Genomic DNA, 24742 nt, shown 5'->3' on the forward strand with positions numbered 1-24742 from the left:
TTAAAATTGAACGTTGAGCCCTACGCTATAAGTGCGGGTCATAGGGTAGAGATATCCAGAGGCAGCGCCGTTAGAATCTTGTTGTTCGGGGTCGTAACCATCGTGCATTTTAGACCACGTATAGAGGTTGTTACCACTCACCGATAGTTTCACCGATGAGATGCCCGTTTTTTCTAACCACATTTTCTTTTGCAAGAGATAGCTTACTTCTATGTTTTTCAGCTTGATATGGTCGGTAGAGAGCAACCAGAAGTCGCTAAACAATCCGTTGATATTATCACCGGTGCGCATAGAAGCACGTGGGAAAGTAGGGGTAATGCCATTTTGAGCTTTCTCAGGAGTCCAACGTCCGTCGTACTGATGTTGGAAAGCAGCTCCTGTACCCATATAGAAAGGGTTGCGCGTATAGAAATCCAAAGGCATAGAACCTTGAGCCGTACCGGTGAACAACACTGATATTTCAAATCCTTTGTAACCTACATTGAGGTTTGCCCCAAAAGTATAGCGAGGGAAGTTTGCATAACCAATAGGCACGCGGTCTTTCTCGTCGATAACGCCATCGCCATTCACATCTACATAACGGAGATCACCAGGTTGCACTTTATTGCCATCAAAACGCGAATAAGGGCGTTGCATTACCTCTTGCCAAGTGTTGTAGAAACCATTGGTGAGATAACCTCTATACTGCCCGATAGAATAGCCCGTTTCATTCATCCAAGGGTGAGGGTTGTTAGGCTCATCGCGGTAGTCTATTTTGTTTTTAGCATAGGATACATTCCCCCCGATACCATAAGTGAAATCGCCTATCTTGTCGCCCCAGTGCACTTGTACTTCATAACCTTTATTGGTTACTTTACCTATATTGCTCGCAGGGAGGTCGGAACCTACAATACCAGGCACTGTACCTCTGTTCCACAAGATGTTGTCGCGTTTTTCTTGGAATACATCGGCATTGATAGTAAGCCTATCTTTAAACATATTCAGGTCGATACCCGCATTGCTTTTTTTGGCGCGTTCCCAAGTAACATTGGGGTTCCCTACACGCGTTTCCCAAGCACCGGTATAGAAAGGGTCTTTGGTAGTACCATCACTACTGCCGAAATAGTAACCTCCTGCACCATAGCCATCGTTGCGGTAGCCTTCATAACCATAGCCCCAAGTACTAGGCAAGTATAGAAAACGGCGACCACCTACTTGGTCATTTCCTACTTCGCCATAAGAACCTCTGAGCTTTAAGTAAGTAACAATATTGTTTTTAGGGAAGAACTTTTCATTAGTAACTACCCAACCCAATGAGAAGGCAGGGAAGAACCCGAAGCGTTTGCCAGGGGCGAAGTTTTCGGTACCATTATACCCCATATTACCTTCAATAAGGTAACGGCGGTCGTAATCGTAAGTAACCCTACCTGCGAGCCCCATAATACCAGCAGGCACGTTGAACTCAAAACCAGGGTCATACGTTTTTTGTCCGTTAGCCAAAAGTAAGGCAGTGATATTGTGTTTTCCGAAAGAGCGGTCGTAGTTAGTCGCTACTTCAAAATAGAGGCGACGCCACTTGCTTGATTTAAAGCGGTCGGTGAGGGTAGTGTGTTTGAGTCTGCCACCAAAGAAGAGTAGTTCAGCAGGGTTTTTAGGGTTGCGAGTTACGCTATATGAAGGGATAGAACGTTCTCTTTTTACACCTTTTCTATATAAATCGTTGTAAGAAAAAGTACCCGAAATAGAAAGACCCTGAGTGATATAATCGAGTTTGTGTTTCAGTTTTAAGTTTAGGTTTAAGTCGGTTTGATAGGTAGTAAGATAAGGTCGCCAGAGCAAGCTAGACAACACCGAATAACCTGTACCTCCTTTACCTACTAAAGGATTTACACCATCTACATATCCATCGATTAAACGTCCGTCTACAATACCAGGACCTGCAAAAGGTGTATTCGCCAAAATGTGTACTAACATCGACTTTTTGCGGGCTGTTTCGCTGTTTACATCGCCGTCTTGCTCACTACCTAAAATACCACCTACTTTTGAAGATACAGCAGCAAGGTCGAGCGTGAGGTTGGTGCGGTCGGTAAGTTCAAAATCGAAGTTAGAGCGGAAGTTGTAACGCTCGTATTTAGAGTTTACATCGGCGTTGTGGTAGTTAGTTTCTTTGAAAGTACCTCCTTGATAGAAATATCCCAAAGAAGTAAAGTAACGCGTTTTCTCACTTCCCCCTGATACATTTAAGTTGAATTGCGTTTGAGGAGAAACTCCGCCAAAAGCTTCTTTGAAATAGTTATGACTTGTGTAATAAAGTGCGGGGCTATTTAGCAGGGCTTGTTTTTGTTCAGGGGTGAGGTTCATCGCTTCCACCTCTTGAGGTGTATAGTCGCGATTGTTCTTGAACTTCCACAACTCGTTGTGAAAACCGCTTTCACTGAACAGCTTATCGAAGTTACTTGGGTCGTTGTCATTGCGAATAGCCTCGTTGCGGAAGCGCGCATAATCATAAGAATTGAGCAGGTCTAACTGAGTAGCCAACTCACTCATACCAAAGTTATAAGTAAGACTCACCTTAGGAGCGCCAGAGCGACCTCTTTTGGTAGTTACTACCACCACCCCATTAGCTCCTTTCACACCATAGACAGCTGTTGCCGAAGCGTCTTTCAGTAAGTTAATACTTTCAATTTCGTAAGGGTCCATCGCATTTACGGCATTCATAGAGCTTTGGATACCATCTACTACTACCAAAGGTTCTTGGCTACTTGCATTGAAGGTACTCACCCCCCGAATACGAATGGTAGTAGCGTTCCTGCCAGGCTCACCACTGGACTGAGTGGAAGTAATCCCTGGCATACGCCCTACCAGCGCATTGGAGACGTTGGCAACTGCATTTTCTACGAGTTTATTTCCTTTGACAGAAGAAATAGCACCTGTTACAGTTTCCTTCTTTTGGGTACCATACCCTACCACCACCACTTCTTTTAGTTCGGTGGTTTCGGGCAAGAGCTTTACAGTGATGTTGTTGCGGTTTTGCACCTGCACTTTGGTACTCTTATATCCCATAAAGGATATTTCTAAGGTAGCATTTCCGTTCTTCAAGCTGAGTTGGAAGTTACCGTCGAAATCGGAGGTTACGCCGTTTTTAGTACCTGCTTCCAATACGGTAGCACCCATCAGAGGCATATTGTCTTCATCAACTACTTTCCCTTTTACTGTTTGGGCAAACAGGGATTGTGCTCCTACGCATAGCCCGAACAGCCAAGCGAGCATCAGTAGTTTGGTTTTGTATGAATGTAATCTATCCATAATTTTGGAATTTTAGTTATATGGAAAATGTCTTATTTCGTTGGGGCAAAGGTAGGGTGTTATAGTTAAAGGGTTGTTATCATTTCTTTTCGTTTATTTATCAAATTCTATCTACTGTAAGAAATATTAAAGTAAAGGAAATGTTTAGGTATTTGTTATATTGTGTTTATCAAAGGTTTATAACAAAATACTTTTTTCTTTGACAAGTGCAATATTACATATTTTAAAATAAATAAACAAATAGAGGTTTTATAGTGGGTCTTCAGTGGGTCTACAGTGGCTCTACAGTGGGTCTACAGTGGGTCTACAGTGGGTCTACAGTGGGTCTACAGTGGCTCTACAATGGAGACTAACCGAAGATTAATTGAATACTAAATGAACACTGATTGAATTTAGAATGTTACTAAAACCAATCGAGGGTGGGAAATAAGCAAATTAGAAAATGAGAGAATTAGAAAATTAACAGATTAGTAAACGGAGACGGAGAAAATTGAAGAGGTTCGGAAGAGGTAATTCAGACAAAAGATAAGAATAAAGAGGGTGGGCTTAGCTGATAGGAAGCTGTATAAAGAAGAGAGATTTTTTTTGTTATGATACAAATGCAACTTAAAGAGCAGGTGTAACCCATAACAACTGACTTCAACAATTGGTTTATAATCAGAATCAGATAAAAACCTTAGGTGTGAGTGAAAATGGAAAGTTAAGAGAAGTAAAAGCAGAATTTAACCAGTCGGGAAGTTTGAAGAGAAACAATCTGCGTTTAAATCTTAAAGGAAAGAGGGCTAATGGAAGTTTATTAGTTAGCCCTCTAATATTATTGTATTCCTCCTATTCTTACTAAACTACCCAGTACTACCATTACTACCCCTATGAGGGTTACACAGATAATATGCACTGCCATTTCAGGCAACTTGTTGAGCTGACCTTTGCGCAGTTTGGGCAAAACGCGCGTTTGTGCCGAAATAGCAAAACAAATAGAGGTGAGCAAGCAAGTGAGTTTCAGCGATACCACGCGCTCAATAGGAGTAGCGAATGAAAACCAAGAACTCAAACCTGCATTGTAGTCGTAAGCCATCAAAATACCTGTGATAACTAATACGGCAAGAGAGGGCATTCCGATAGGCTCGTAAGTCTTCTCGAAATTGCCTATATAGCTAAAATCTTTGCGTTTAAGAGCTTTTGGCAAATAGCCGATAGCCAATACTAAGTGTCCGCCTACCCAAATAGTGGCAGCAATGAGGTGCAGAATGAGAATGAGGTGATGTGTGTACATAGGTATTAGGGGTTAGGGGTTACTTGTTATTAAACGTATTCATTGTAATATTAAGCCCTGCTAAGCCAAAAGAAAGGACGGCTTCGGCAGATTTTTGTAGGCGTTCGGGGAGGAGGGTTTGCTCTTCGGGAGTCCATTCGCCGAGTACATAGTCTATTTGCTTGCCCGATTCAAAATTACTGCTAATACCAAAACGCAAACGTGCGTATTGTTGGGTGTTCAGTTGAGCCTGAATATCTTTAAGTCCGTTGTGCCCCCCGTCGCTACCTTTGCCTTTGATTCGGATAGTGCCAAACGGGATATTCAAATCGTCGCAAATGACTAAAAGGTTTTCCAAAGGAATGTTCTCTTTTTCCATCCAGTAGCGTACCGCTTTGCCACTGAGGTTCATATACGTGGAAGGTTTCAACAATATAAAGGTACGTCCTTTCACTTTAATTTCGGCGAGGTCACCAAGTTTCTGAGTAGTAAAAGAAACATTATGGTCTTTCACCAATGTATCGGCTACAAGGAATCCTATATTATGACGTGTGTTGGCGTATTCAGCCCCTATATTGCCGAGACAGGCTATTAAGTATTTTTTCATAGTGCAAAGGTAGTAATAATTTGTAAATTAGCTGATTTGTGAATTATAAAATTACAATTCACCTCCTACGCCTTTGTACTTTTCTACAAAAGCAGCTATTTTGCGAAAAACAGTTTGTTTTTTGGTTTGATATTGTGGGTTTAACGGACTCATTTTAGGCAAAATGCTATTGAGGTCAGTGCCGTTTTCGCTGGCGTATTCGCGTTTTAGAGATAGCTGTATATATCGTTTGGCAGCTTCTTCATTTAAGTTTTCTTCCGTGATTAGCTCGGCAGCTTCAGCTTTTTGTCGCTCTTGGGCATAAGTGAAGAACGCTGCTATGATAGTCGGTTTGTCGTCAATAGTATCTAAATTAGTTTCGTTGATAAAATCTACTATAAGGCTTTCCTTGGCACGGTTACCTATGCTGGCACGGATAATGCGACGCACTTCCTCTACTAAAGCCTCTTTGTTTTTGTTCTTTTTGTGGTGTTCTAAGATGAGTTCGAGTATGTAATCGAGATCTATTTCTTGCGATTTGAGCAAATCTACTTCAAAAACCACCTCTTCCCAATCAATTAACTGTTTTTCTTGCGTTGCGTTCTCGCGTTCCTTGCTTACCCAATCACGTATATCGTTATAAGTGGACTTATAGTCTTGCACTAATCGGTCTTTTAGTACCTCTAATTGTACCATAGAAGCGACTTGTTCTTCGGTTAGGAAATGCTCCTCGGCAAAGGATTTTAACGCTTCAGGGTCGTTTTTATCAATGGTTTGCAGCGCTTTGAGATGAGCAAATTCATCGTAGTTTTGCAAGATGTTTTCCACCTGCAAATATTCGCCAAAGAGCTTTACAAAGGCTTTCTTATCCGCTGTAGTGTGAATTTCATCAGGGTCGGGGAATTGTTCTTTTAGTTCTTTTACAATTTCGTTATAGCCTCGGCAAGCTTTACCGGTAATAATATCAGTAAAGCCCTCGAGATACTCTTGGTAACTTTTTTCGAGGATTACATTCTTGGTGCTCTTATCGCCGAAAAGGGTAATAGCATCGATGGTAGCTTTTTCTAAATCGCGGAAAGTGACGATATTACCAAAGCTCTTAGTGCTGTTGTAGATGCGATTAGTGCGAGAATAAGCCTGCAAAAGTCCGTGATAGCGCAGGTTTTTGTCTACAAATAGCGTATTGAGCATAGGGGCATCAAAACCAGTGAGGAACATACCTACTACTATCATCAGGTCGACTTCTTGATTTTTCACACGGTTACTCAAATCGCGATAGTAGTTTTCAAACGATTTGCTTTCTAATGAAAAGCTTGTTTTAAACATCACATTATAGTCGACAATGACTTTTTCTAAAAACTCTTTGGCACTGACGTCCATAGCAGAAGGTTCGAAAGTTTCGTCGGTAATGTCGCCTATAGCATTTTGTTCTTCATTGGCAGCATAAGAAAAGATAGTCGCTATCTTGAGCGGTCGGTCGCTATCTTTTTGCAAAGCGTTGAGCTCTTGGTAGTAGCATTTGGCAGCCTCTACACTACTAACGGCAAACATTGCATTGAACCCCTTATTACTACCCTCATTCCTGTGGGTTTTGAGGCGGAAATTGCGCAAGATGTACGTAGCTATTTCCCTAATACGTTCGGGGTGTAGCAAGAGGCGTTTGTTTTCGGCAGCACTGAGTTTGGCTTCATCTTGCTCGGTTTCTATACCCTTAAACTTAGGACGTACATCGTTGTAATCTACTTTGAATTTCAGCACTTTTTCATCGCGAATGGCATCGGTAATTACGTAAGCGTGCAGTTCGCGACCAAACACGCTGGCAGTAGTTTCGCTGCCCAAGGCATTGTCGGGGAAAATAGGGGTGCCTGTAAAACCAAATTGGTAGTACTTTTTGAACTTCTTTTTAAGGTTCTTTTGCGCTTCACCAAATTGTGAACGGTGTGCCTCATCGAAGATGAAAACAACTTGCTGGTCGTATACCGGCAAGTGCTCTTCGCTCCTCATCAGGTTATTGAGTTTTTGGATAGTAGTAACGATAATTTTATGGTCGTTCTTGTTTAAATTCTGTTTGAGTCCGGCAGTACTACCTGAGCCATTTACACTATCGGGCGAAAAGCGTTGATACTCCTTCATCGTTTGATAATCCAAATCTTTGCGGTCTACTACAAAGAACACTTTATCGATAAAATCGAGCTGGGTAGCCAATTGGGCAGCTTTAAAGCTGGTGAGCGTTTTGCCCGAGCCTGTAGTGTGCCATATATAACCACCCCCCTCAAGAGAGCTCCAGTGCTTAGCCAGATAGGCACTTTTTATCTTCCACAGTAGTCGTTCGGTAGCGGCTATTTGGTAGGGGCGCATCACTAATAGTGTGTCGCTTACATCTAATACCGAATAGGTGAGTAGCACTTGTAATAAAGTGTTTTTCTGGAAGAAAGTAGCGGTAAAATCCTTCAGGTCACGTATAAGAGAATTATCAGCTTTTGCCCAATTCATTGTAAAGTCGAAACTGTTTTTATTGCGCTTTACGGTATTAGCAAAATATCTGGTATCGGTACCGTTGGAAATGACAAAGAGTTGCAGGTATTTGTATAGAGAACTCTCGCTGTTGAAACTCTCTTTGCTATAGCGATGCACTTGGTTGAACGCCTCACGGATAGCCACCCCTCGTTTTTTGAGTTCTATTTGCACTAAGGGCAACCCATTCACTAAAATCGTTACATCATAACGATTGGCGTGAGAGCCTTTCTGTTCGAACTGATTGATTACTTGTACCTTATTGCGAATGATATTTTTCTTATCAACCAAATAGATGTTTTGTATATGCCCATCGTCGAATACAAAGTCGTAGATATAATCGCGGTGCAGTTTGCGCGATTTTTCTACCAAGTTATCGCTGGGGGCGTCTAAATATTCCTCTACAAAGCGCTGCCACTCGGCATCGGAGAAGGTTACGCTGTTGAGGTTTTGCAGCTGCGTACGCACATTATTCAAGAGTGCGGCGGGGGTCGTAAGCTGCGGCAGGTATTCATAGCCTTGTTCTACCAAATCCTCTATAAATTCGCGTTCTAAAGCATTTTCGCTTTGGTAAGTAGCGGGTGCTTCGCTCACTTTAGAGAGCTTAGTATAATTGTCTAAAACGATGTAGTTTTGTGTTTCGGCGATAGTGTTGTAGGTCATAATATGATTATAATTTATTTTATCTTATCTGTAAGGGCAAAGTCAGCGAGCTGGCGCAGCTGAGTATGTGAGGCAATTCGCCCATATTGTTTGAGGGGGCAATGGCAATTGACCTCTACGGTGTGATGTTTATCATCATAGAAAAACGATTGTAAATTATTCATTAAACATATCTTCTTCCCAGCGTGAGGGATTGGTATTTATATACTTGGCAATACGTTCGTGGTCGTTGTAATCTCTTATAATATGTTCATAATAATTCCGTTGCCATATATGTGGTAAATGATTGATAATCCATTCTTGTAGGGGATAATTACCATTAGGTGAATTGCCATTCGCCCCTACAGGGGTTATGAAATCTTTTATTCTTTTGGTGGTGGCGATTTTAAAACCTCTTACAATAGCTCCTATTGATTTTGTTGGTGAAACAAATTCACCTATCAGGCATTCATTGTTTTTATTATATGTTATTTCTACAATACCGTGTATATGATTAGGCATCACGATAAAATCGTGGATTATCACATTATCACGAATATTCATAGTATTTACCCATTCATCAGTTACGATTTGTCCTATTTCATTAAGGAACATCCTATTTTCAAATATAGTACCAAAAATACATTCTCTTTCCTGTACGCATAAGGTTATAAAATACATTCCTTTTTGTGCATAATCATATCCTTGTAGGCGTATAGATCTACGGTGATGTATATCAGGGTTATAATAATAATTATTCATTTTTATTGGTTTATTGAATATTTGGGAATAATTCACCCCTGAAATGCGATTCGTTCTCAAATGTTGGGTCAATTGTTTGAGGGTCAATTGCCATTGCCCTCTACGGTGTGATGTGTATCATAACGGAAAAACAATCCATAATTCATTACATTATTTACCCTCATTTGCAATATATTGACAATGTTTGTATCCTGTTGTAGGGGCGAATTGCAATTCGCCCTTAAAAGGCAATTCGCCTTCAAACAACAATCCTTCCTCAATATTTAGGGTCAATTGCCATTGACCCCTACGAGGGGAACGACAATAATTTCTCCCTATAATACTCGTATTGTTTTCTGCGTAGGGCTATTTCTTTCGGCAGCCCCTCGCTGATAGAATTGACTAAAGTATCGAACTTATCAAGAATGTTGGCAATACGCTGTTGCTCGGAGAGGGGAGGGAGAGGAATGTAGATTTTTTTTAATCGTTCTTTTGAAATATTAAAGCGTGTTACACCACTAGCTGTCTTTGAAATTGCAATACGTACAGAATGACTACGAAATAAATGTTTAGAGAATGTAGGGAGTAGTTTTATATCTTTATTAAATCGTATTCCAAAAGAAAAACTATTTAAGTAAATATCCTCTTCTATAGTTGTTGTAATAACAGAAGACATTCCTGCTTCTTCTGCTGTTTCTGACGAACCAGTGAATAATATATCTCCATGTTTTACTTTATTCTGTTTTTCAGTAGGAGAAATCTTAACTTTCTCAAGTCTATCAAAGTTTATCTCTATATTATCAAATATGTTTTTATATGTTATGTATGAAGCATTTCCATTTTCAAAATCTGATTTATTTTTTCCTGTAAGACCTCCATAAAAAACACCTACTTCTCCTAGCGTTTTCCAAACTATCTCAGTACCCCCTATCTCATTGAAAGTCAATAATTTATTTCGGTAGTATTCATACTGCCGCTTGCGGCAGTCCAGCTCCGCCTCCAGCTCCGCCTCCAGCTCCGCCTCCAGCTGGGTGAACTTGTCCAAAATACGAACAATCTCTTGCTGAACAGAAAGAGGAGGAAGGGGGATTTGGAACTTGTTCATAATTGAAGAGTTCAAATTGTTAATAGTACTTGAGTTTAGCTCTTTATTTAGATAAGTAGAAAAAGAAGATGAGCCTAGATAATGAAATAAAAATCTTGATAAAAGATATTCTTTGTTGGTTCTAATGACTCCCATAAAACCTCCAAAAATATATTCAAGATTTTCAAAGATATAGGCTGTTTTACCAATATGTTCTCTACTGCCACTACCTGCACAAATGAGAATATCTCCCTTATATAAATGCTGGTTATCTCGAACTTTAATACTTTTATCAATAACTTTAATATCATTGAAATCTAATTGTCTAGATTTTAATGTTATATTGTTTGCTCTTAGAACTTTCCAACCATCTTTGTGTTGTATCTCTGCCTGTTTATTATACGTTATACCTCTTATGTACTCTGCTACCTCTCCTAGCGGTTTCCATACCACTTCAGTGCCTTGTAGGAGGTGGGCTATATAAGGGAATATTTTTTGTTCTTGTGTCATTTGTTGTTATTATTGGAATAGGTTTTAGATTAAGCAAATTATGCCTATATTTCATCGTTTTTCATATTAACCAACTAAAGGGGTGAACTGTTTCCATTTTGGAAATAGTTACATCATTCTGAGTTTGCCTTATCAGTTGCAGTTGCCGAGATTTTCTCGGTAACTGAATTTTGTCAAGTTTTCCTTCTGCAACTGAAACCGCTTCTTGCGGTGTATTATAAATCAGATATTTTATTTCACTATTCATATACTACCCCTCTATTTCTCTAATAATCTCCTCAATATCAGCCCTCAGTTCATTAATCCGCACTACGGTTTGCGCTACTTCGGCATTGAGTTGCTGAATATCTATCACCTCGCGGGTGTCCTTTGCTTCTACATACGAACTAACGGATAGGTTGTAGTCATTTTCGGCTATCTGCTGGTTGTCTACCTGTACAGCGGTGTGAGGTACCGCCTCTTTGTCAGCAAAAATGCTAACAATACGCGCTATATGGGCATCGGTCAGTACGTTATTATTGGTTTCTTTCTTAAAAAAGTCCTCACCACTGGCATCAATAAATTGGGTAAGGGTGTCGGGTTTGTGTTTGGAAAGTACCAATATATTCACGGCAATGCTCGTACCGTAGAAGAGGTTGGGCGGTAGGGCGATGACGGTTTCTACATAGTTGTTATCGATGAGGTATTTGCGGATTTTCTGCTCGGCACCTCCGCGGTAAAAAATACCGGGAAAGCAGACAATAGCGGCACGCCCTTTAGCTGAAAGGTAACTGAGGGAATGCAATACAAAGGCAAAGTCGGCTTTAGATTTTGGCGCTAATACACCTGCTGGCGCAAAACGGTCGTCGTTGATAAGGGTAGGGTCGTCGCTACCTATCCAGTTCACCGAATAAGGAGGATTGGAAACGATGGCATCAAAAGGCTTTTCGTCGCCAAAGCAAGGGTTGATAAGCGTATCACCTAAGGCAATATTGAATTTATCGTAGTTGATATTGTGCAGGAACATATTCATACGCGCCAAGTTGTAGGTAGTATGATTGATTTCCTGCCCAAAAAAGCCTTCTTCTATCTGGTAGTCATCGAAGTGTTTTTTAGCTTGTAGCAAGAGAGAGCCCGACCCACAAGCAGGGTCGTAAATTTTGTTTACTGATGATTGCCCCAACAAAGCCAACTGCGCAATGAGTTTTGATACATTCTGAGGGGTAAAGAACTCCCCACCCGATTTGCCTGCATTGGCAGCATAGTTAGAAATAAGAAATTCATAAGCATCACCAAAGAGGTCGATTTGATGGTTTTCAAAATCGCCAAAACTAAGCCCTGCCACTCCATTAATTACCGCGGCGAGGCGTTTGTTTTTTTCCTCAACGGTATTGCCAAGGCGGTTGGAGGTAGTGTCGAAGTCGGCAAACAGTCCTTTGATATCTGCTTCAGAGGGGTAGCCATTGGCAGAGCTTTCGATAGCCGAGAAGATAGCTGCTAAATCGGTATTGAGATTGGAATTGGTATTCGCATTTTTAGCTACATTCACAAACAGCTGAGAGGGATAGATAAAATAACCCTTAGTTTTTGTAGCATCGTCTTTTATTTCAGGGGTAATAGCCCCATCGGGCAGCTGAGCGTACTGCACACTCTCATCACCACCTTCGATGAAATTAGTAAAATTCTCGCTGATAAAACGATAGAAAAGGGTGCCTAAAACAAATTGTTTAAAATCCCACCCATCTACTGCTCCGCGTACTTCGTTGGCTATTTTCCAAATTGTGGCTTGTATTTCTTCTCTTTGCTTGATACTTGTCATTATATTACCTATTTTCACAGGTGCAAAGGTAATAATAATTTGCGAATTAGCCAATTTGTTGATTAGCACGGCTCTCCATACAAATCGTAATCGGTAGCATCGATAATCTTTACATCTGTAAAATCACCTATCTTTACATAGTGTTTTTTAGCATCGATAAGCACCTCGTTGTCTACATCGGGCGAGTCGTATTCGGTGCGACCTACAAAGTAGTTGCCCTCTTTGCGGTCGATAAGGCAACGGAAAGTCTTGCCTACCTTTTCTTGGTTGAGTTCCCACGATATTTGCGACTGTATCTCCATAATCTCGTTAGCACGTGCAAGCTTTACTTCTTCCGGCACATCGTCTTCGAGCGCATAGGCGGTAGTGTTTTCCTCGTGACTGTAAGTAAAACAACCCAAACGGTCGAAACGCATCTCTTTTACAAAGTCTTTCAGCTTCTGGAAGTCTTCTTCCGTTTCTCCTGGGTACCCCACAATAAGGGTAGTGCGTATAGCCATTTCGAGTATCGCTTCGCGGAACTTTTTCAGCAGTTTAGTAGTCTTCGCTTGGGTAGTACCGCGCTTCATACTTGCTAGGATAGAGTCAGAAATATGTTGAAGCGGAATGTCTAAATAGTTACAGATTTTAGGTTCAGTCTTCATCACCTCCAATACGTCCATCGGGAAGCCGGTAGGGAATGCATAGTGTATGCGTATCCACTCGATGCCTTCTACTTTCACAAGAGCACGCAGTAGGTCAGCTAAGGCGCGTTTTTTGTAGAGGTCGAGACCGTAGTAAGTAATGTCTTGGGCGATGAGTATAAGTTCTTTCACTCCTTTGGCAGCCAACTTCTCCGCTTCGGTTACGAGAGCTTCAATAGGAGTCGATAGGTGCGCCCCGCGCATTAGCGGAATCGCACAAAAGCTACAAGGGCGATCGCAACCTTCCGATATTTTGAGATAGGCGTAGTTCTTAGGGGTAGTAGTGAGACGCTCGCCTATGAGCTCGTGCTTATAGTCGGCACCGAGTACTTTCAAAAGAGCAGGGAGCTCACTGGTGCCGAAGTATTGGTCTACATCAGGGATTTCTTTCTCCAAATCGGGTTTATAGCGTTCAGAGAGACACCCCATCACAAACACCTTATCTACCAATCCGGCTTCTTTCTGTTGTACATAGTCCAAAATAGTGTTGATACTCTCCTCTTTGGCATTGTTGATAAACCCACAAGTGTTAATCACCACAATATTGCCTTTTTGTTCGTGCACCACCTCTTTGCCACCCGCTTTGAGTTGCCCCATCAGCACTTCGCTGTCATATACATTTTTAGAACACCCAAGGGTTATGACGTTTATAGTGTTTTTCTTTATACTTCTTGTTCGCATTTGTTGTTAGTTTCAGGGGGCAAAAGTACGACTAATTTAGTAATTAGCAAATTGTCCGCCCTCACTGTGTGAGGGCGGACAATTTGATTTCTGCTTTCAAAGTCTATTAGTAATTGAGTTCGTAATGGGTTACTAAATGAGGTTTGAATGTTATATTCATTTCTATTTGTGATAACTTTTTCTGATTATTTTCAGTGATATATCTGAAAGTATATTCACAGATTTTATCTACTATCAGGTTGAGTGGTTTACCATTGCTATCTTTCTCTACTTTTATAGGAATGGTAAATTGAATTACACGCTCATTTTGTTTGTTATTGATGACTTTATAACTCTTACCGGTAACTGTTCCGTTATCAATCTTAGTCATAAGATCTTGCAAAGTGTTTGACATAGTTGTAGCATCAATATCTCCATAAGAGGGATTTTGATAATAAGCTCCTACTGAAGTTCCAGTTCTTAAATACTCGTTTTCGCTAATGTTTTTCACAAAACCATCATTATCAAAAGTGTAAGCAAGTTCTATGATTTTGTTTTCTATTTCTCCATTGTAGCGAGAAGACGGAATTACTACTTTCTTAGGCAAATTTTTAGGAGATGCACCAATTATCAAAGCGATAGGCATTTCGAAATAATTCATAAAACTTCTGCTTTCTCTACTGAAATCAAAAGAAAAAACGTTAAATTTGTTCTTATTCTCATTGTTGTAATAAGTTAAGACAGTTTCGAGAATTTTATTTCCTTCTCTATCATCTTTGCTAATAATTTTCGTAATATTGTCATTCTCCCAAGTAATAATCTCGTCACTTACACTTTTAAGTTGTTGTTTTTCGTTGTACATACCAAACCCGAGTGTATTACCTGCTGCATTTAGTCCATACTCTACCGCTTGAATATCGTATTGACCATTCACTTCGGTATCATAAGGAGCGGTAATTATTACCGAATAGTCCTTATAGGTAAAAGTTCTTACATCTTCAGGTTTTCTTTCTTGTTTTATGGTAACCTTGTTGATTCTACCCATATTGTCGTATTCGTATAGGTATTCGGCAGTACGTAAAGTATACGTTTGGTTGTATAATTCAGCTTCTAAATAACTGTTAGGACTATTAGTGTTGCTTGTAGTACCTTCATCAATATAAGTACAGCTTATACGTTTTACTTTTTTAGTAGGCAAATAAGCTTGCTGTTGCTCCGATAGAGGCTTTGCAGGCGTAGGAGTGTTGTCGTCCTTACTGTTACACCCTACAAGGGTAGCCAATGCCAAAAGGCTTAATAAAAATCTCTTCATAGTGGTATTAGTAATTTAATTCGTAATTCGTAATTATATCAGCATAGTAGGTAGCTTCCATACGGATATCAGTAGCAGAAGTATTGTTATAAGATACGGTAAACTTACAAACTTTATTCACGTTCAGATTGATAGTTTTACCATTGCTATCTTTTTCTACTTTTACAGGTACAGTAATCTCAAAAATACGAGTACTACCATCATCACTGATAAATTTGTAGCTCTTATCAGTAACCGTTTTATTCTCAATGTTTGCAATCAGTGTTTGTAACTCACTCCAATAAGTACCAATTTCGTTGTTGCCATTGTTAGGAACGTATGAATATAACGAACCAGGGACAAATTTATTTTCTTTTTCAGCAATAGTTTTTACAAACTCATCGCTGTCAAAAGTATAACTGAAGCTCACTGGGCGCTCAAAACGACTACTATAAGAATCGTTTTCCTCTAAAGGGGTCGCTTCTATAGGTAAGTTTTTAGGAGCTGCTCCTTTTATGATAGCAATCGAAAGTGCAAAGTATTCCTGATAGCTACGGATATCATCTCCTGTATGATCAAGTAAGTAAAATTTATTTTTATTAGTAGCACTATTGTAAGAAAATTTCACTCCTCTTTCTTTAACCACCCCATTTCTCGTTACTTTTCTACTGATTTTAGTGAGGTTGTCGTTTTCCCAAGTAAAAGTTCCTGCACTCATAGAGTTTTTGAGTTGTTGTTTCTCGTTGTATACCCCTAAGCTTAATATGTTACCAGAAGAATTGAGTCCATATTCTATAGAGCGAGGCTCTCTAATCCCATCATAAGGAGGAGGAGACGTAATGGTTACCGAAATATTTGAATAAGTGAGGGTACTTACAATATCAGAGTCTCCCTCTCTTTTAAAAGTAACCTTAGTGATTCTACCTGCATTGTCATACTCATAGAAGTACTCCATAGTTTTCACTGTAAACTTTTGTCCCTGATTCAACTCAGGGTTTAAGAAGTCTTTGTATTGTACGGAAGGGTAAGAACCATTTTCATAATCAGCCTCTACATAAGTAGCTGTTACGTGTTTTACTTTTTTAGTAGGCAGATAGTTTTGCTGTTCTTTTGTGAAGTCAGGTCTCTGAGGAGGGGTAGGATTATTATCGTCCTTACTACCACACCCTACAAGCGTAGCCATTGCCAAAAGGCTCAATAAAATTCTCTTCATAATGAATGTTAGTATTTAAATTTTGAGGCAAAAGTAATACTTTTTTCTATTCTCTACTATTAAAGGAATGTTAAACTTTTATACAATGACAAAAATCCAACCTCTTTCAAAGTCCCTTCGATTAATCACACTTCTCATTTACTAATTTCCAAATTTGCTAATTCTCTAATTATCCCTTCTTTTTTCCGTCGCTATATCCCCCTCTCCTTTGGAGAGGGATGGGGTGAGGATTCCTCTTTCTTTCGCCTCGAAACCCCGTTTTTACCATTTTTTGCATCGCTGTATTATACTATGATTCAACTAATTATACACCCTTTCTATACCAATCGTCCAAGATTCGTATAAGCTTCCTATAAGCTCTCTATAAGCTAACCCCACCCTCCTTACACCCTTTTTTCATCAAAAACCCTCCCTTCTCTCTTCCGAATATTTTCGATATCTTCTGAATCCCTTAACGCTTCCCCATTTGCTAATTTTTTCCCCGCCTGCCGTGCTACGATTGCCTGCCGTGCTACGGTTGCCGTGTTACGACCTCGCACCTCCGAACTTCTCAGAAATCTTTCAAATAAAAAACTGCCCACATTACTGCAGGCAGTTTTTATATCACATCTTATTTGTTAATTTCCTCATTTTCTCATTTTCTCATTCCCTCATTTTCTAATTATCTCATTTCCTAATTACCTCCACCCATCTACCATTGGTACGGGTATTGTAGCGGTTGCTGTACATTGCCTCAGCATAAGTGCCCGGCAGATAGTAGTGTCCCGCATACGAAGCATTCAGCTTGAGCTTGATATACTTTGTTTGTTTGGCTTTCAGCGATAAGTAGAAATTCGCGCGGTCATCACGGAAATCAGTGTAGTCTATATAACCGTTGCCATCACCTTCATCATAGTCAGTAAATCGGGTGTTTACAATCTCCCAGCCCGAAGGGATAATTTGAGTGAGTGCTACATTGTCTACTCTCTCCCCTGTGAGGTTTGTTATCTCAATAGTAGCTACAAACTGAGTGCTTTGGCGCAAATTGGTCACATCAAGTGTATGTCCGTTGTTATCGCGGTAAGTCGTGTTAAGAGCCAATCCGTTTTGCATAGCGAGTTCTTTGCCTACAGGTAATATACCGCTGGTGATGAGGCGTACATAAAGGGTTTGGTTGCCGTTGTTCTTCACTTGTAAAGTCTCATTACCTTTGGCTGTAAGCATCTTCTGTAGTATTGGCTCGGTAGATTTTAAGTTTTCGGTTTTACCACTAAGGGTATAGCTTGCATTGATATTTCTACCGCTCTTGTTCTTCTGTACATATTTTGCCATTGCATAAAGCGAATAGGCTGTAGTTTGAGTGCTGAGCCAATCGTTAGTCGAGAGCTTTTCTGCAATCTCCAATGCCCAACGTCCTGCATCTTCTTTCCTACCGATAAGCAAAGCGGTTTCCATTGCCATTGCTTTATTGCGCAACACCGAGCCGTAATAGCTATCGGCATCGTCGTCTATGGAAGTGGTTTGGAAGAGCTTTTCAGCGGTTTGCTTTTGTCCGGCAAGAGCGTAGGCAGCTGCCAAAGTGCGTTTAGCGTTAGGAGTGAGCTCACTGAGTTCACGCAAGCGGTTCATAGCGCCTATGTTAGGATTTCCGGCAAGAGCCAAAGTATAGAGGCGATAGGCTTGGGCAAAATCGTTTTGGTATTTACCCTCGTAACGCCATTGGCGCGCTTCATTGTTCTGATAGTCGAGCCAACGCTGTTTGCTACCTGAGGGCAATACATAACCTTTCTTCTCGGCTTCTACAAAAAACTGACCTATATACGAGGTTACCCAATCATCGGCATACTTGCCACCTTTCCAGTAGGTAAAACCTCCATTAGAGAGTTGGTTTTCATACAATTTGCTAATGGTAGCACTTACATTGCGGTTCACCTCATTGGCTTTTTCTTTAGAAAGGGTTACAAAGTCAGCTAAGAAAAGTTGAGGAAACGCCCCTGAGGTGAGTTGCTCGCTACAACCGTGCGGATAAGCGATAAGATAACCCAAACGCTGGGTAAGGTTCACCCCTGGGAAGCTCGATACTTCTAATACAGTCTTGGCTTTTTCACCAAAGAGATTGATATTGAGAGAATGTGACTGTCCGCCTTGTAGTACGGCGTTTTGTACTACATAAGTAACGGGATTAGGGTTGTACACATCCATTTCCACCTCATAAGTCGCTTTTTCTTTACCCGAAGTAGCAATGATTTTCACCTTACCAATACCCGTTTGCGAGGTGGTTTCAAGTTCAAAGTAAGCCATTTGCTCCCCTGTTTTCTCAAAGTGCAACTGTTGGTTGCGTGTGCTTACTACTTTAAACAAACCGTTAGTCTCTACTTGTAGCGATACGTTCTTCACTTGTTTTTCCATAGCAAAAACGGTTACCGGCAACACGATTTTCTCGTTAGGCACTGCTTTGCGTGGTAAGGAACCTAAAATCGATAACGGACTCACCACAGGTATATCCTTTTTCTCAGCACTACCATAGGCGTTGCCTTTCACATCGCTGGCTACTACCATCACACGAGCAGAGCCCATATAGTTAGGAATTTTCACGGTGTGAGTATTCCCTGCCCCTTTTTTCAGTTCAAAAGGACCTCTAAATATTACAAACGGTTTGAAACGGTTTGCTTTCTGTGCATCGGCACCGCCTAAATCTTCGTCTCCTCCTATACTGAACGCTTGATTGATAGTACCTCCATAAGCACCTATTACATCGTCATATACGTCCCAAGTCTTTACTCCAAGAGCAGTTTTGCTAAAGAAAGTATTCCAAGGGTTAGGAGTTTTGAAGCGAGTGAGGTTTAGGAGTCCGTCTTCTACGATAGCCAAAGTGTACGTCATCGGTTTACCCGATTTCTCACTTACTTTAATCTGTACCTTTTGGTTAGGAGTCAATCGGTCGGGCATTTGAATGACAGGATTGAGGACGGTATTCTTGTCTACCACCTTCACCGGTATCACCCCATAGAGGCGTATAGGCGCATCATTGAGCGTTTTGTTGTGCGGTTGCAAGAGGGTAACATAGAAATACACATTAGGCGTCATCTTATTGGTGATAGGTACCTCAAAAGTAGTTTCTTTATTAGCGGTCTCTACCCAGTGAGTTTCGAGTACATCGTTCCCGTTTTCTACCGAGATGAGCGCGCGACCGCCTTTGTCTGACGGAAAACTAATCTTAGCTTTTTCACCTACGCTGTATTCTTTTTTGTTAGTACCCAAAGCGAGCATTACCGCTTCACTACCTTCACTGCCACGCGATTTGCCAGTCCAGTCACCCCAATCAAAATAAGCAGTCGTGCCACACTTATGACCGCTTTGGTCATCAGTGAGCATAATAAAATAGCGACCCCAGTCGGCATCCGGAATATTGAGTGTAAAACGTGCTTTACCACTGCTGTCGGTAGTGATGTTTTTAGTGGTGTAAATAGCATTGCTACTACTGCTATTGTAGGTAGAGATATTCTGGTTCGAAGCGTCCCACCACCAGTTCCAGCCTACTTTATACACGGTTACCGACACGTCTTTATGGCTGAGTGGTTTGCCGTCTTCGCTGAGTACTACTGCATCGAAAGTGTGGTTTTGTTGGGTGTTGTAATAATCGTATTTGTTGGTTTCGGGCAAGCGTAAACCTACGTACTCACTATAAGGTGAGAAAGAGGCTGTACTCACATCGGTACTGAAATCGCCCCCACTTTCGTTGGCTTGGGTGAGGAAGTTCACTTTTAGCATACCAGGAGCATCTAAGTCGTTCGTTCTGAAGTAGAAATTCGCATTCCCGTTGCTATCGGTACGCCCTTCAAATACGTTCATCTCTTCGCTCTCAAACTGATAAGCGCGATTGTTGAACACGTATTTTTCATAACCTTTGAAGGCAGTTTCTAAGGGGTAGAACTTTGCTTTCACGCTCACACCTGTATTACCTGCTGGAGAGCCGTGTAACCACAACACTTGCAAGCGCACATTGTCGCCCTTTTGACTGATAAGTTTACCGTTGAGGTTGTTCTCTATCTTCAAGCGGTTAGGCTTAATGGTTTCAATCTTGATGCGTTTGCTGAATTTCGTAGCCCCTGCCGAGATACTCACACTCCAATTGCCCGTAGGCGCATCGGAGTTGGTTTTTAGTCCAAATACATACTGGTTGGTAGGGTTGCTACTCTGCATACGCTCGGCTATCACCTTTCCGTAAGGGTCAGTAAAGCGCAGTTTGATAGGCAGTTTTTCAGGAGTCTTTTGGGCAAAGTCGTTCAAGATAAAGCCCACATAAATGCTATCACCGGGTCGCCATACCCCACGTTCGGTATAGATAAAGCCGTTGAGTCCTTTCTGTAAGCGCATACCATCTACATCGTATTTGCTTACCGACTGTGGTGCGCCGTCGTCTAACTTCACATAGGTAGTGAACTTGTCTTTCTTCACTTTAGCAAAGTAAGCACGACTGCTGAGGTCTAAGCGCAATATTCCCTTACTATCGGTTTTGCCTTCTTGTATTTTCTGCTGTTGGTAGCTGAAAACCTCTACTATTGCTCCAACTACCGGTTTGGTAGTAAGCAAGTCGTTTACTACTATGGTAAAGTTGTTCGTTTGTCCTTTCTTTACAATTACCCCAAGGTCGGAAGCAAGCACATTGGTACCCACCGTTCTGCCGTAGTAATAATTGTCTTTACAAGGACTATCCTCGTCTTCTTCCCAATAGAATTCTTCGTCGTAATCATAGTATTGAGAGTAGGTTACATCGTCGTCATTTAATGGTTTTTGTTCAAACGAAAGGTCAAGAGGTTCTTCGTTTTTAGCACCACAAGCGTAGAGTGAATAGTTTTTGGTCATTCCTAATTCTACTCGGTAAATCGCCCCTGGTTCGGGCGTAATCACCGAAGCAAGGTCGAGCGAATAAGTATTCCACTCGTTCAGCGGATAGAGCGCACTGTCGTTCAGTTTGAGTACTTTTCGTGCAATAGGTTTGCCTACACGCTGTATATACGAGCCTCCGCCCAAATCGTTATCTTGCAAAAACTGAAAGATATTGTTCTCGAAAATGCGATATACTGTTACATTCACCGCGCGCAAGTTGATAGTTTGGAAGTTGATTTTCAAATTCTGTGAGCTCGGTAGGATAGTACCGCTCTTAAGGAAGCGAATATCGGGTTTTTGCTGTAAAAATTTGATGTCAAAAGTCGCTTCTTTTTCCAAGCGGTCGCCATAGATATTCTTGATACCTTTAGAAACGTGCACCTTGTAATCGCCCTCTTTTTGTTCCTCGCGGAAGACTTTCACTACGTTGCCGTTTACGCTGTATTTCAGTGCAGTATTGGTATTGCTGAGGCTTATGAGTCCTGTAAAATCTTGTTCTTTTTCTAAGGGGTCAGAAAAGTTTACACTGAAAGCTTGGTTGGCACCGTCGGTTTTAGCGTTCAGTGCCTTGAATACCCCCTTTTGCGGAATAGTATAAGAGAAAGGTATGAGGTTTTCTTTAGGTATATCTTTAACGTCCCATTTTATTTGAAGAGTTTGTTCTTTGTTGAGACGAGGTAAGCTGTCGAAGATAATTACAAACTTGTTATTAGTGCCTTGCGACTGGAATTTTACACCTACTTTCTTCCCATCAAGAGTCGCTTTTAAAATCTCTTTAGCGGTTTCGTAAGGTATTTGGTCATTAGCCAAGAGTTCAGCACTAAGAAAATAATAATCACGGTTATACGACTGTAACTCGTTTGACCTTACTCGAAAGGCTTGTTGAAAAGTTTTCACTGTAAAGTTGAAAATCTCCAGTTCCTTTTTTGGTACTGCATAGAGCTTCTTTACGTGAAACGACACGCGGTACTCTGTGTTTTGAGCCAAAGGTTTTTCAGGCATAAACTCTACAAGTGTAGGGTTTACGCACACCACTTTTCCTTTCACCTTAGGCGAAATTTCAAAGAGGTTAAGGTCGCTCACCTTGTCCATTTTGTCTTGCGACAAGGGTTCATTCAGTAGTATTTTTATTCCTGAGTGAGCAGAGATAAGCCCTGAGGTATACCCTGAAATATAATCTTTAAAAGCTAGTGGGTCGCTGTTGAAATTTACATTCTTCTTACAAGCGATAGCGACCAACAACGCTATCAGTACAAAGCTTATTTTTTTCATATTTTGATGACACTAATATTTTAAGGTACAAAGGTAGGAATTAATTATCAAATTAGCAAATGCTTTCTGAAAAAGCGTACCTCTAAAAATAATACTTGTGTCGCTCACTCTAATTGTTTGTACTGTTACGACTGTTTGTGTGACTTGTACTTAATTAAAAATCTGCTCTAATATTTTAAAGGTGATGAGGTAGGTAGGCTTTACTCCCGTAGTACCCAAGCCTCCTGAGGCAAGAGTGCTACCAGTCTCCAAAGGATTGTCGGAAGCGTAGTAGGCATAACGCACTTTCACATCTTCACGTATGCTCTTGCGTATTTTTGATGCCGACTGTATGGCTTTTTGGTAATGTACACCTTCCATCTCCAAGCCTACTGCATTCCACGTAGAGTGTAGGAAGAATTTTAATATATCTTTATTTTGTAGCGAAGTTCCCAGCACAGTAATCATAGAGCCCTCAAACACTTTCAGTCCATTGCCTTCAAAGTCAGCTTTGGTAAATTCGTTGTGGAAAGGATAGTTATCTGCCGTACCTTCGAAGATGTGTGCAGTAGGAATCATTAGGTCTCCTTTCTCGCCTTCCAAGATGCCTGCCTTACCCATAATTGAGATAGAAAGAACGTCTAAGAAATAGGTCTTGCCTCCTTTGTGATAAGGTTTTAGGAGTTCATCTATGGTCTCAAAGGCTTGTTCACCAAAAGCGTAGTCCATTACTAATATCACAGGTTTTTCACCCTTTTCAAGATAATGTACTTCGTATGGTGTATCTGTAAAGTCTATTTTGGCAGTGTCAAACAGTTGCACGTCGATATTCGTGCCAGAAGTATCGTCTACCGAAATCATTCCGTGTTTATGAGCGTATTCCTTCACTTTTTTGCGTAAAGGTTCACTTTCGGGCAGACTTAGGAGCTCGAAGAGTTCTACACGTGAGCTTACTTCCACTTCTTTGGCAAGTGCTTTTTTAGCAAACAAGCTGTTCATTACGCTGTGCATATTGGCACTGATGATGTGTAACGGGCGTTCTAAGAGTCCATTTTTTAGTAATATATGCTTGATGTGTTCCGCCCATATCTCTCCGTGCAGGTGATGCCCGATACGCTCGCGCAATACAGTGCTAAAGGTGATAGTGCGCTTATCGTCGTTCACGCGTTCGTTCAGAGCGAGCTTCCCTAACCAGTAAATAATGTGGATAAAGCGGTCGGGTAGGGTAGGAGTAGCTAAGGCTTTGTAAGCCCCCAGCACCTCTTCAAAAGTGCGCCCTAAAAGGTTGCCTATGTGTATAAAGGTAGCCTCACGCTCGGCAAGGGTGAGTTTACTCTTTTGTATATTGGCTTCTAATTTTGCCCAATCGTGCGAAATTTTATTGTCGTCTAACAGAATGCGGTCAGCGATTTTGTGTGACTCTATAAATAGGAAAGTAAGGTGCGTAAGCACGTCGTAAATATCCGAACGACCACGAGTGATTTCAATATTCATCTGCTCAGGGTCTATGCGGTAACAATTGCGGCGACGTTTCGGCGGGATAATAGGCTTGAAGTGCGATTGGCGGTATCCCTCATCAGCAATTAGGTTGATGTATTTACACTGCTCAATCCCTTCAGGCAGACGGTCAAGTACGTAAATAAGCCCGCTCAGTTCCGATTTGCTCTCTGCAATACTACCATAGATTTCTGGGCGTAATACCAGTAGTGATTCGCGTAGTGCCTCGCCCGAGATACCCATAGGTTTATAGAAACCCCTTGAAAAGAGGTGTCTCATCGTTACATACATACGCTCTATAGCGTTCGTTGATTCCTGTGCTCTACTTTTCATATAATTCTTCTACTTTCTCATAAACCAAATCCGGCTCCCAACCGCGGTACAGTAGGTAATTAGCCAGTTTAGCTTTAGCTTTATAAAGGTTCTTTTCTTTAATGGTAGCTTGTTTTTTCTCAGCCACTATCTCGAAAGTATCTATGTATTCTTCTTCGTCAATTTCTTCTAAGCCCACTTCAATATTGTAATCCGAAAGCCCTCTGGTCTTCAGTTCCCGCTCTATGCGCACGCGTCCCCATTTTTTGATGCGAAACTTCCCACGGGCAAAGCTTTTAGCAAAGCGCTCTTCGTTTAGGAAGCCGTTCTGTATCAGGTGTACCACTATATCATCAATAGCCAAAGGTATCATACCCATCGCACGTAGCTTCGTTACTACCTCGCGGTGGCAACGTTCTTGGTAGGCACAATAGGCTTCCAGTCGCTCTTTTGCCTCTTGTACGGTATAGGTCTTTGCAGTAGCTTCCATTATATTTTGTAATTGGGCAAAGATACAAGAAAAGCTACCAATACGGTAGCTTTCTTTTAATAAT

At 41.1% G+C, this 24742-nt stretch carries 14 protein-coding genes; all 14 read right to left on the reverse strand.

Translation table 11 applies throughout. The annotated features are described in order from the left end of the window. Entirely contained in the window at nt 1–3285 is a 3285-nt protein-coding gene (locus AM608_RS08735) for a TonB-dependent receptor (protein WP_053581470.1), read from the reverse strand. 814 nt (nt 3286–4099) lie between these two features. Beyond that, on the reverse strand, nt 4100–4558 hold the full coding sequence (locus tag AM608_RS08740; protein ID WP_053581471.1) for a CopD family protein: 459 nt from the start codon (nt 4556–4558) through the stop codon (nt 4100–4102). 19 nt (nt 4559–4577) lie between these two features. Further along, entirely contained in the window at nt 4578–5144 is a 567-nt protein-coding gene (gene pth / locus AM608_RS08745) for an aminoacyl-tRNA hydrolase (RefSeq protein ID WP_053581472.1), read from the reverse strand. Between the two features lie 51 nt (nt 5145–5195). After that, a complete protein-coding gene (locus AM608_RS08750; RefSeq protein ID WP_053581473.1) occupies nt 5196–8300 on the reverse strand; it encodes a type I restriction endonuclease subunit R in 3105 nt (1034 codons plus the stop codon). Nucleotides 8301–8314: 14 nt separating this feature from the next. Beyond that, on the reverse strand, nt 8315–8464 hold the full coding sequence (locus AM608_RS12145) for a hypothetical protein (protein ID WP_157466293.1): 150 nt from the start codon (nt 8462–8464) through the stop codon (nt 8315–8317). Further along, complete coding sequence (locus tag AM608_RS08755; protein WP_053581474.1) at nt 8457–9041, reverse strand: transposase; 585 nt, start codon at nt 9039–9041, stop codon at nt 8457–8459. The genes AM608_RS12145 and AM608_RS08755 overlap by 8 nt, the downstream gene beginning before the upstream one ends. Before the next feature lie 286 nt (nt 9042–9327). After that, nucleotides 9328–10614, reverse strand: coding sequence for a restriction endonuclease subunit S (locus AM608_RS08760; protein WP_053581475.1), 1287 nt, complete (start codon nt 10612–10614; stop codon nt 9328–9330). Nucleotides 10615–10864: 250 nt separating this feature from the next. Further along, nucleotides 10865–12412 carry a type I restriction-modification system subunit M gene (locus AM608_RS08770; protein WP_053581858.1) on the reverse strand — a complete coding sequence of 516 codons (1548 nt, stop codon included), beginning with the start codon at nt 12410–12412 and terminating at the stop codon, nt 10865–10867. A gap of 62 nt (nt 12413–12474) precedes the next feature. After that, entirely contained in the window at nt 12475–13776 is a 1302-nt protein-coding gene (gene rimO / locus AM608_RS08775; RefSeq protein ID WP_053581477.1) for a 30S ribosomal protein S12 methylthiotransferase RimO, read from the reverse strand. 106 nt (nt 13777–13882) lie between these two features. Continuing rightward, nucleotides 13883–15067: a hypothetical protein gene (locus AM608_RS08780; RefSeq protein ID WP_002674731.1), complete on the reverse strand. Its 1185-nt coding sequence runs from the start codon at nt 15065–15067 to the stop codon at nt 13883–13885. A 7-nt stretch (nt 15068–15074) separates the two neighbouring features. After that, nucleotides 15075–16259: a hypothetical protein gene (locus tag AM608_RS08785; protein WP_053581478.1), complete on the reverse strand. Its 1185-nt coding sequence runs from the start codon at nt 16257–16259 to the stop codon at nt 15075–15077. 666 nt (nt 16260–16925) lie between these two features. Continuing rightward, complete coding sequence (locus tag AM608_RS08795) at nt 16926–22400, reverse strand: alpha-2-macroglobulin (protein ID WP_053581480.1); 5475 nt, start codon at nt 22398–22400, stop codon at nt 16926–16928. Nucleotides 22401–22550: 150 nt separating this feature from the next. Then, nucleotides 22551–24209, reverse strand: coding sequence for a hypothetical protein (locus AM608_RS08800; protein ID WP_053581481.1), 1659 nt, complete (start codon nt 24207–24209; stop codon nt 22551–22553). Then, nucleotides 24199–24678 (reverse strand): regulatory protein RecX, encoded by a 480-nt coding sequence (locus AM608_RS08805; RefSeq protein WP_053581482.1) that lies wholly within the window; start codon nt 24676–24678, stop codon nt 24199–24201. Before AM608_RS08805 ends, AM608_RS08800 begins: the two co-directional genes overlap by 11 nt. Between the last annotated feature and the right edge of the window lie 64 nt (nt 24679–24742).

The organism is Capnocytophaga sp. oral taxon 323, from assembly GCF_001278825.1.
Taxonomy (GTDB): Bacteria; Bacteroidota; Bacteroidia; order Flavobacteriales; family Flavobacteriaceae; genus Capnocytophaga; species Capnocytophaga ochracea.

Coding starts and splice junctions, on each gene's coding strand:
- AM608_RS08735 (WP_053581470.1), bottom strand. CDS start 3,285: ATGGATAGATTACATTCATACAAAACCAAACTACTGATGCTCGCTTGG.
- AM608_RS08740 (WP_053581471.1), bottom strand. CDS start 4,558: ATGTACACACATCACCTCATTCTCATTCTGCACCTCATTGCTGCCACT.
- pth (WP_053581472.1), bottom strand. CDS start 5,144: ATGAAAAAATACTTAATAGCCTGTCTCGGCAATATAGGGGCTGAATAC.
- AM608_RS08750 (WP_053581473.1), bottom strand. CDS start 8,300: ATGACCTACAACACTATCGCCGAAACACAAAACTACATCGTTTTAGAC.
- AM608_RS12145 (WP_157466293.1), bottom strand. CDS start 8,464: ATGAATAATTTACAATCGTTTTTCTATGATGATAAACATCACACCGTA.
- AM608_RS08755 (WP_053581474.1), bottom strand. CDS start 9,041: ATGAATAATTATTATTATAACCCTGATATACATCACCGTAGATCTATA.
- AM608_RS08760 (WP_053581475.1), bottom strand. CDS start 10,614: ATGACACAAGAACAAAAAATATTCCCTTATATAGCCCACCTCCTACAA.
- AM608_RS08770 (WP_053581858.1), bottom strand. CDS start 12,412: ATGACAAGTATCAAGCAAAGAGAAGAAATACAAGCCACAATTTGGAAA.
- rimO (WP_053581477.1), bottom strand. CDS start 13,776: ATGCGAACAAGAAGTATAAAGAAAAACACTATAAACGTCATAACCCTT.
- AM608_RS08780 (WP_002674731.1), bottom strand. CDS start 15,067: ATGAAGAGATTTTTATTAAGCCTTTTGGCATTGGCTACCCTTGTAGGG.
- AM608_RS08785 (WP_053581478.1), bottom strand. CDS start 16,259: ATGAAGAGAATTTTATTGAGCCTTTTGGCAATGGCTACGCTTGTAGGG.
- AM608_RS08795 (WP_053581480.1), bottom strand. CDS start 22,400: ATGAAAAAAATAAGCTTTGTACTGATAGCGTTGTTGGTCGCTATCGCT.
- AM608_RS08800 (WP_053581481.1), bottom strand. CDS start 24,209: ATGAAAAGTAGAGCACAGGAATCAACGAACGCTATAGAGCGTATGTAT.
- AM608_RS08805 (WP_053581482.1), bottom strand. CDS start 24,678: ATGGAAGCTACTGCAAAGACCTATACCGTACAAGAGGCAAAAGAGCGA.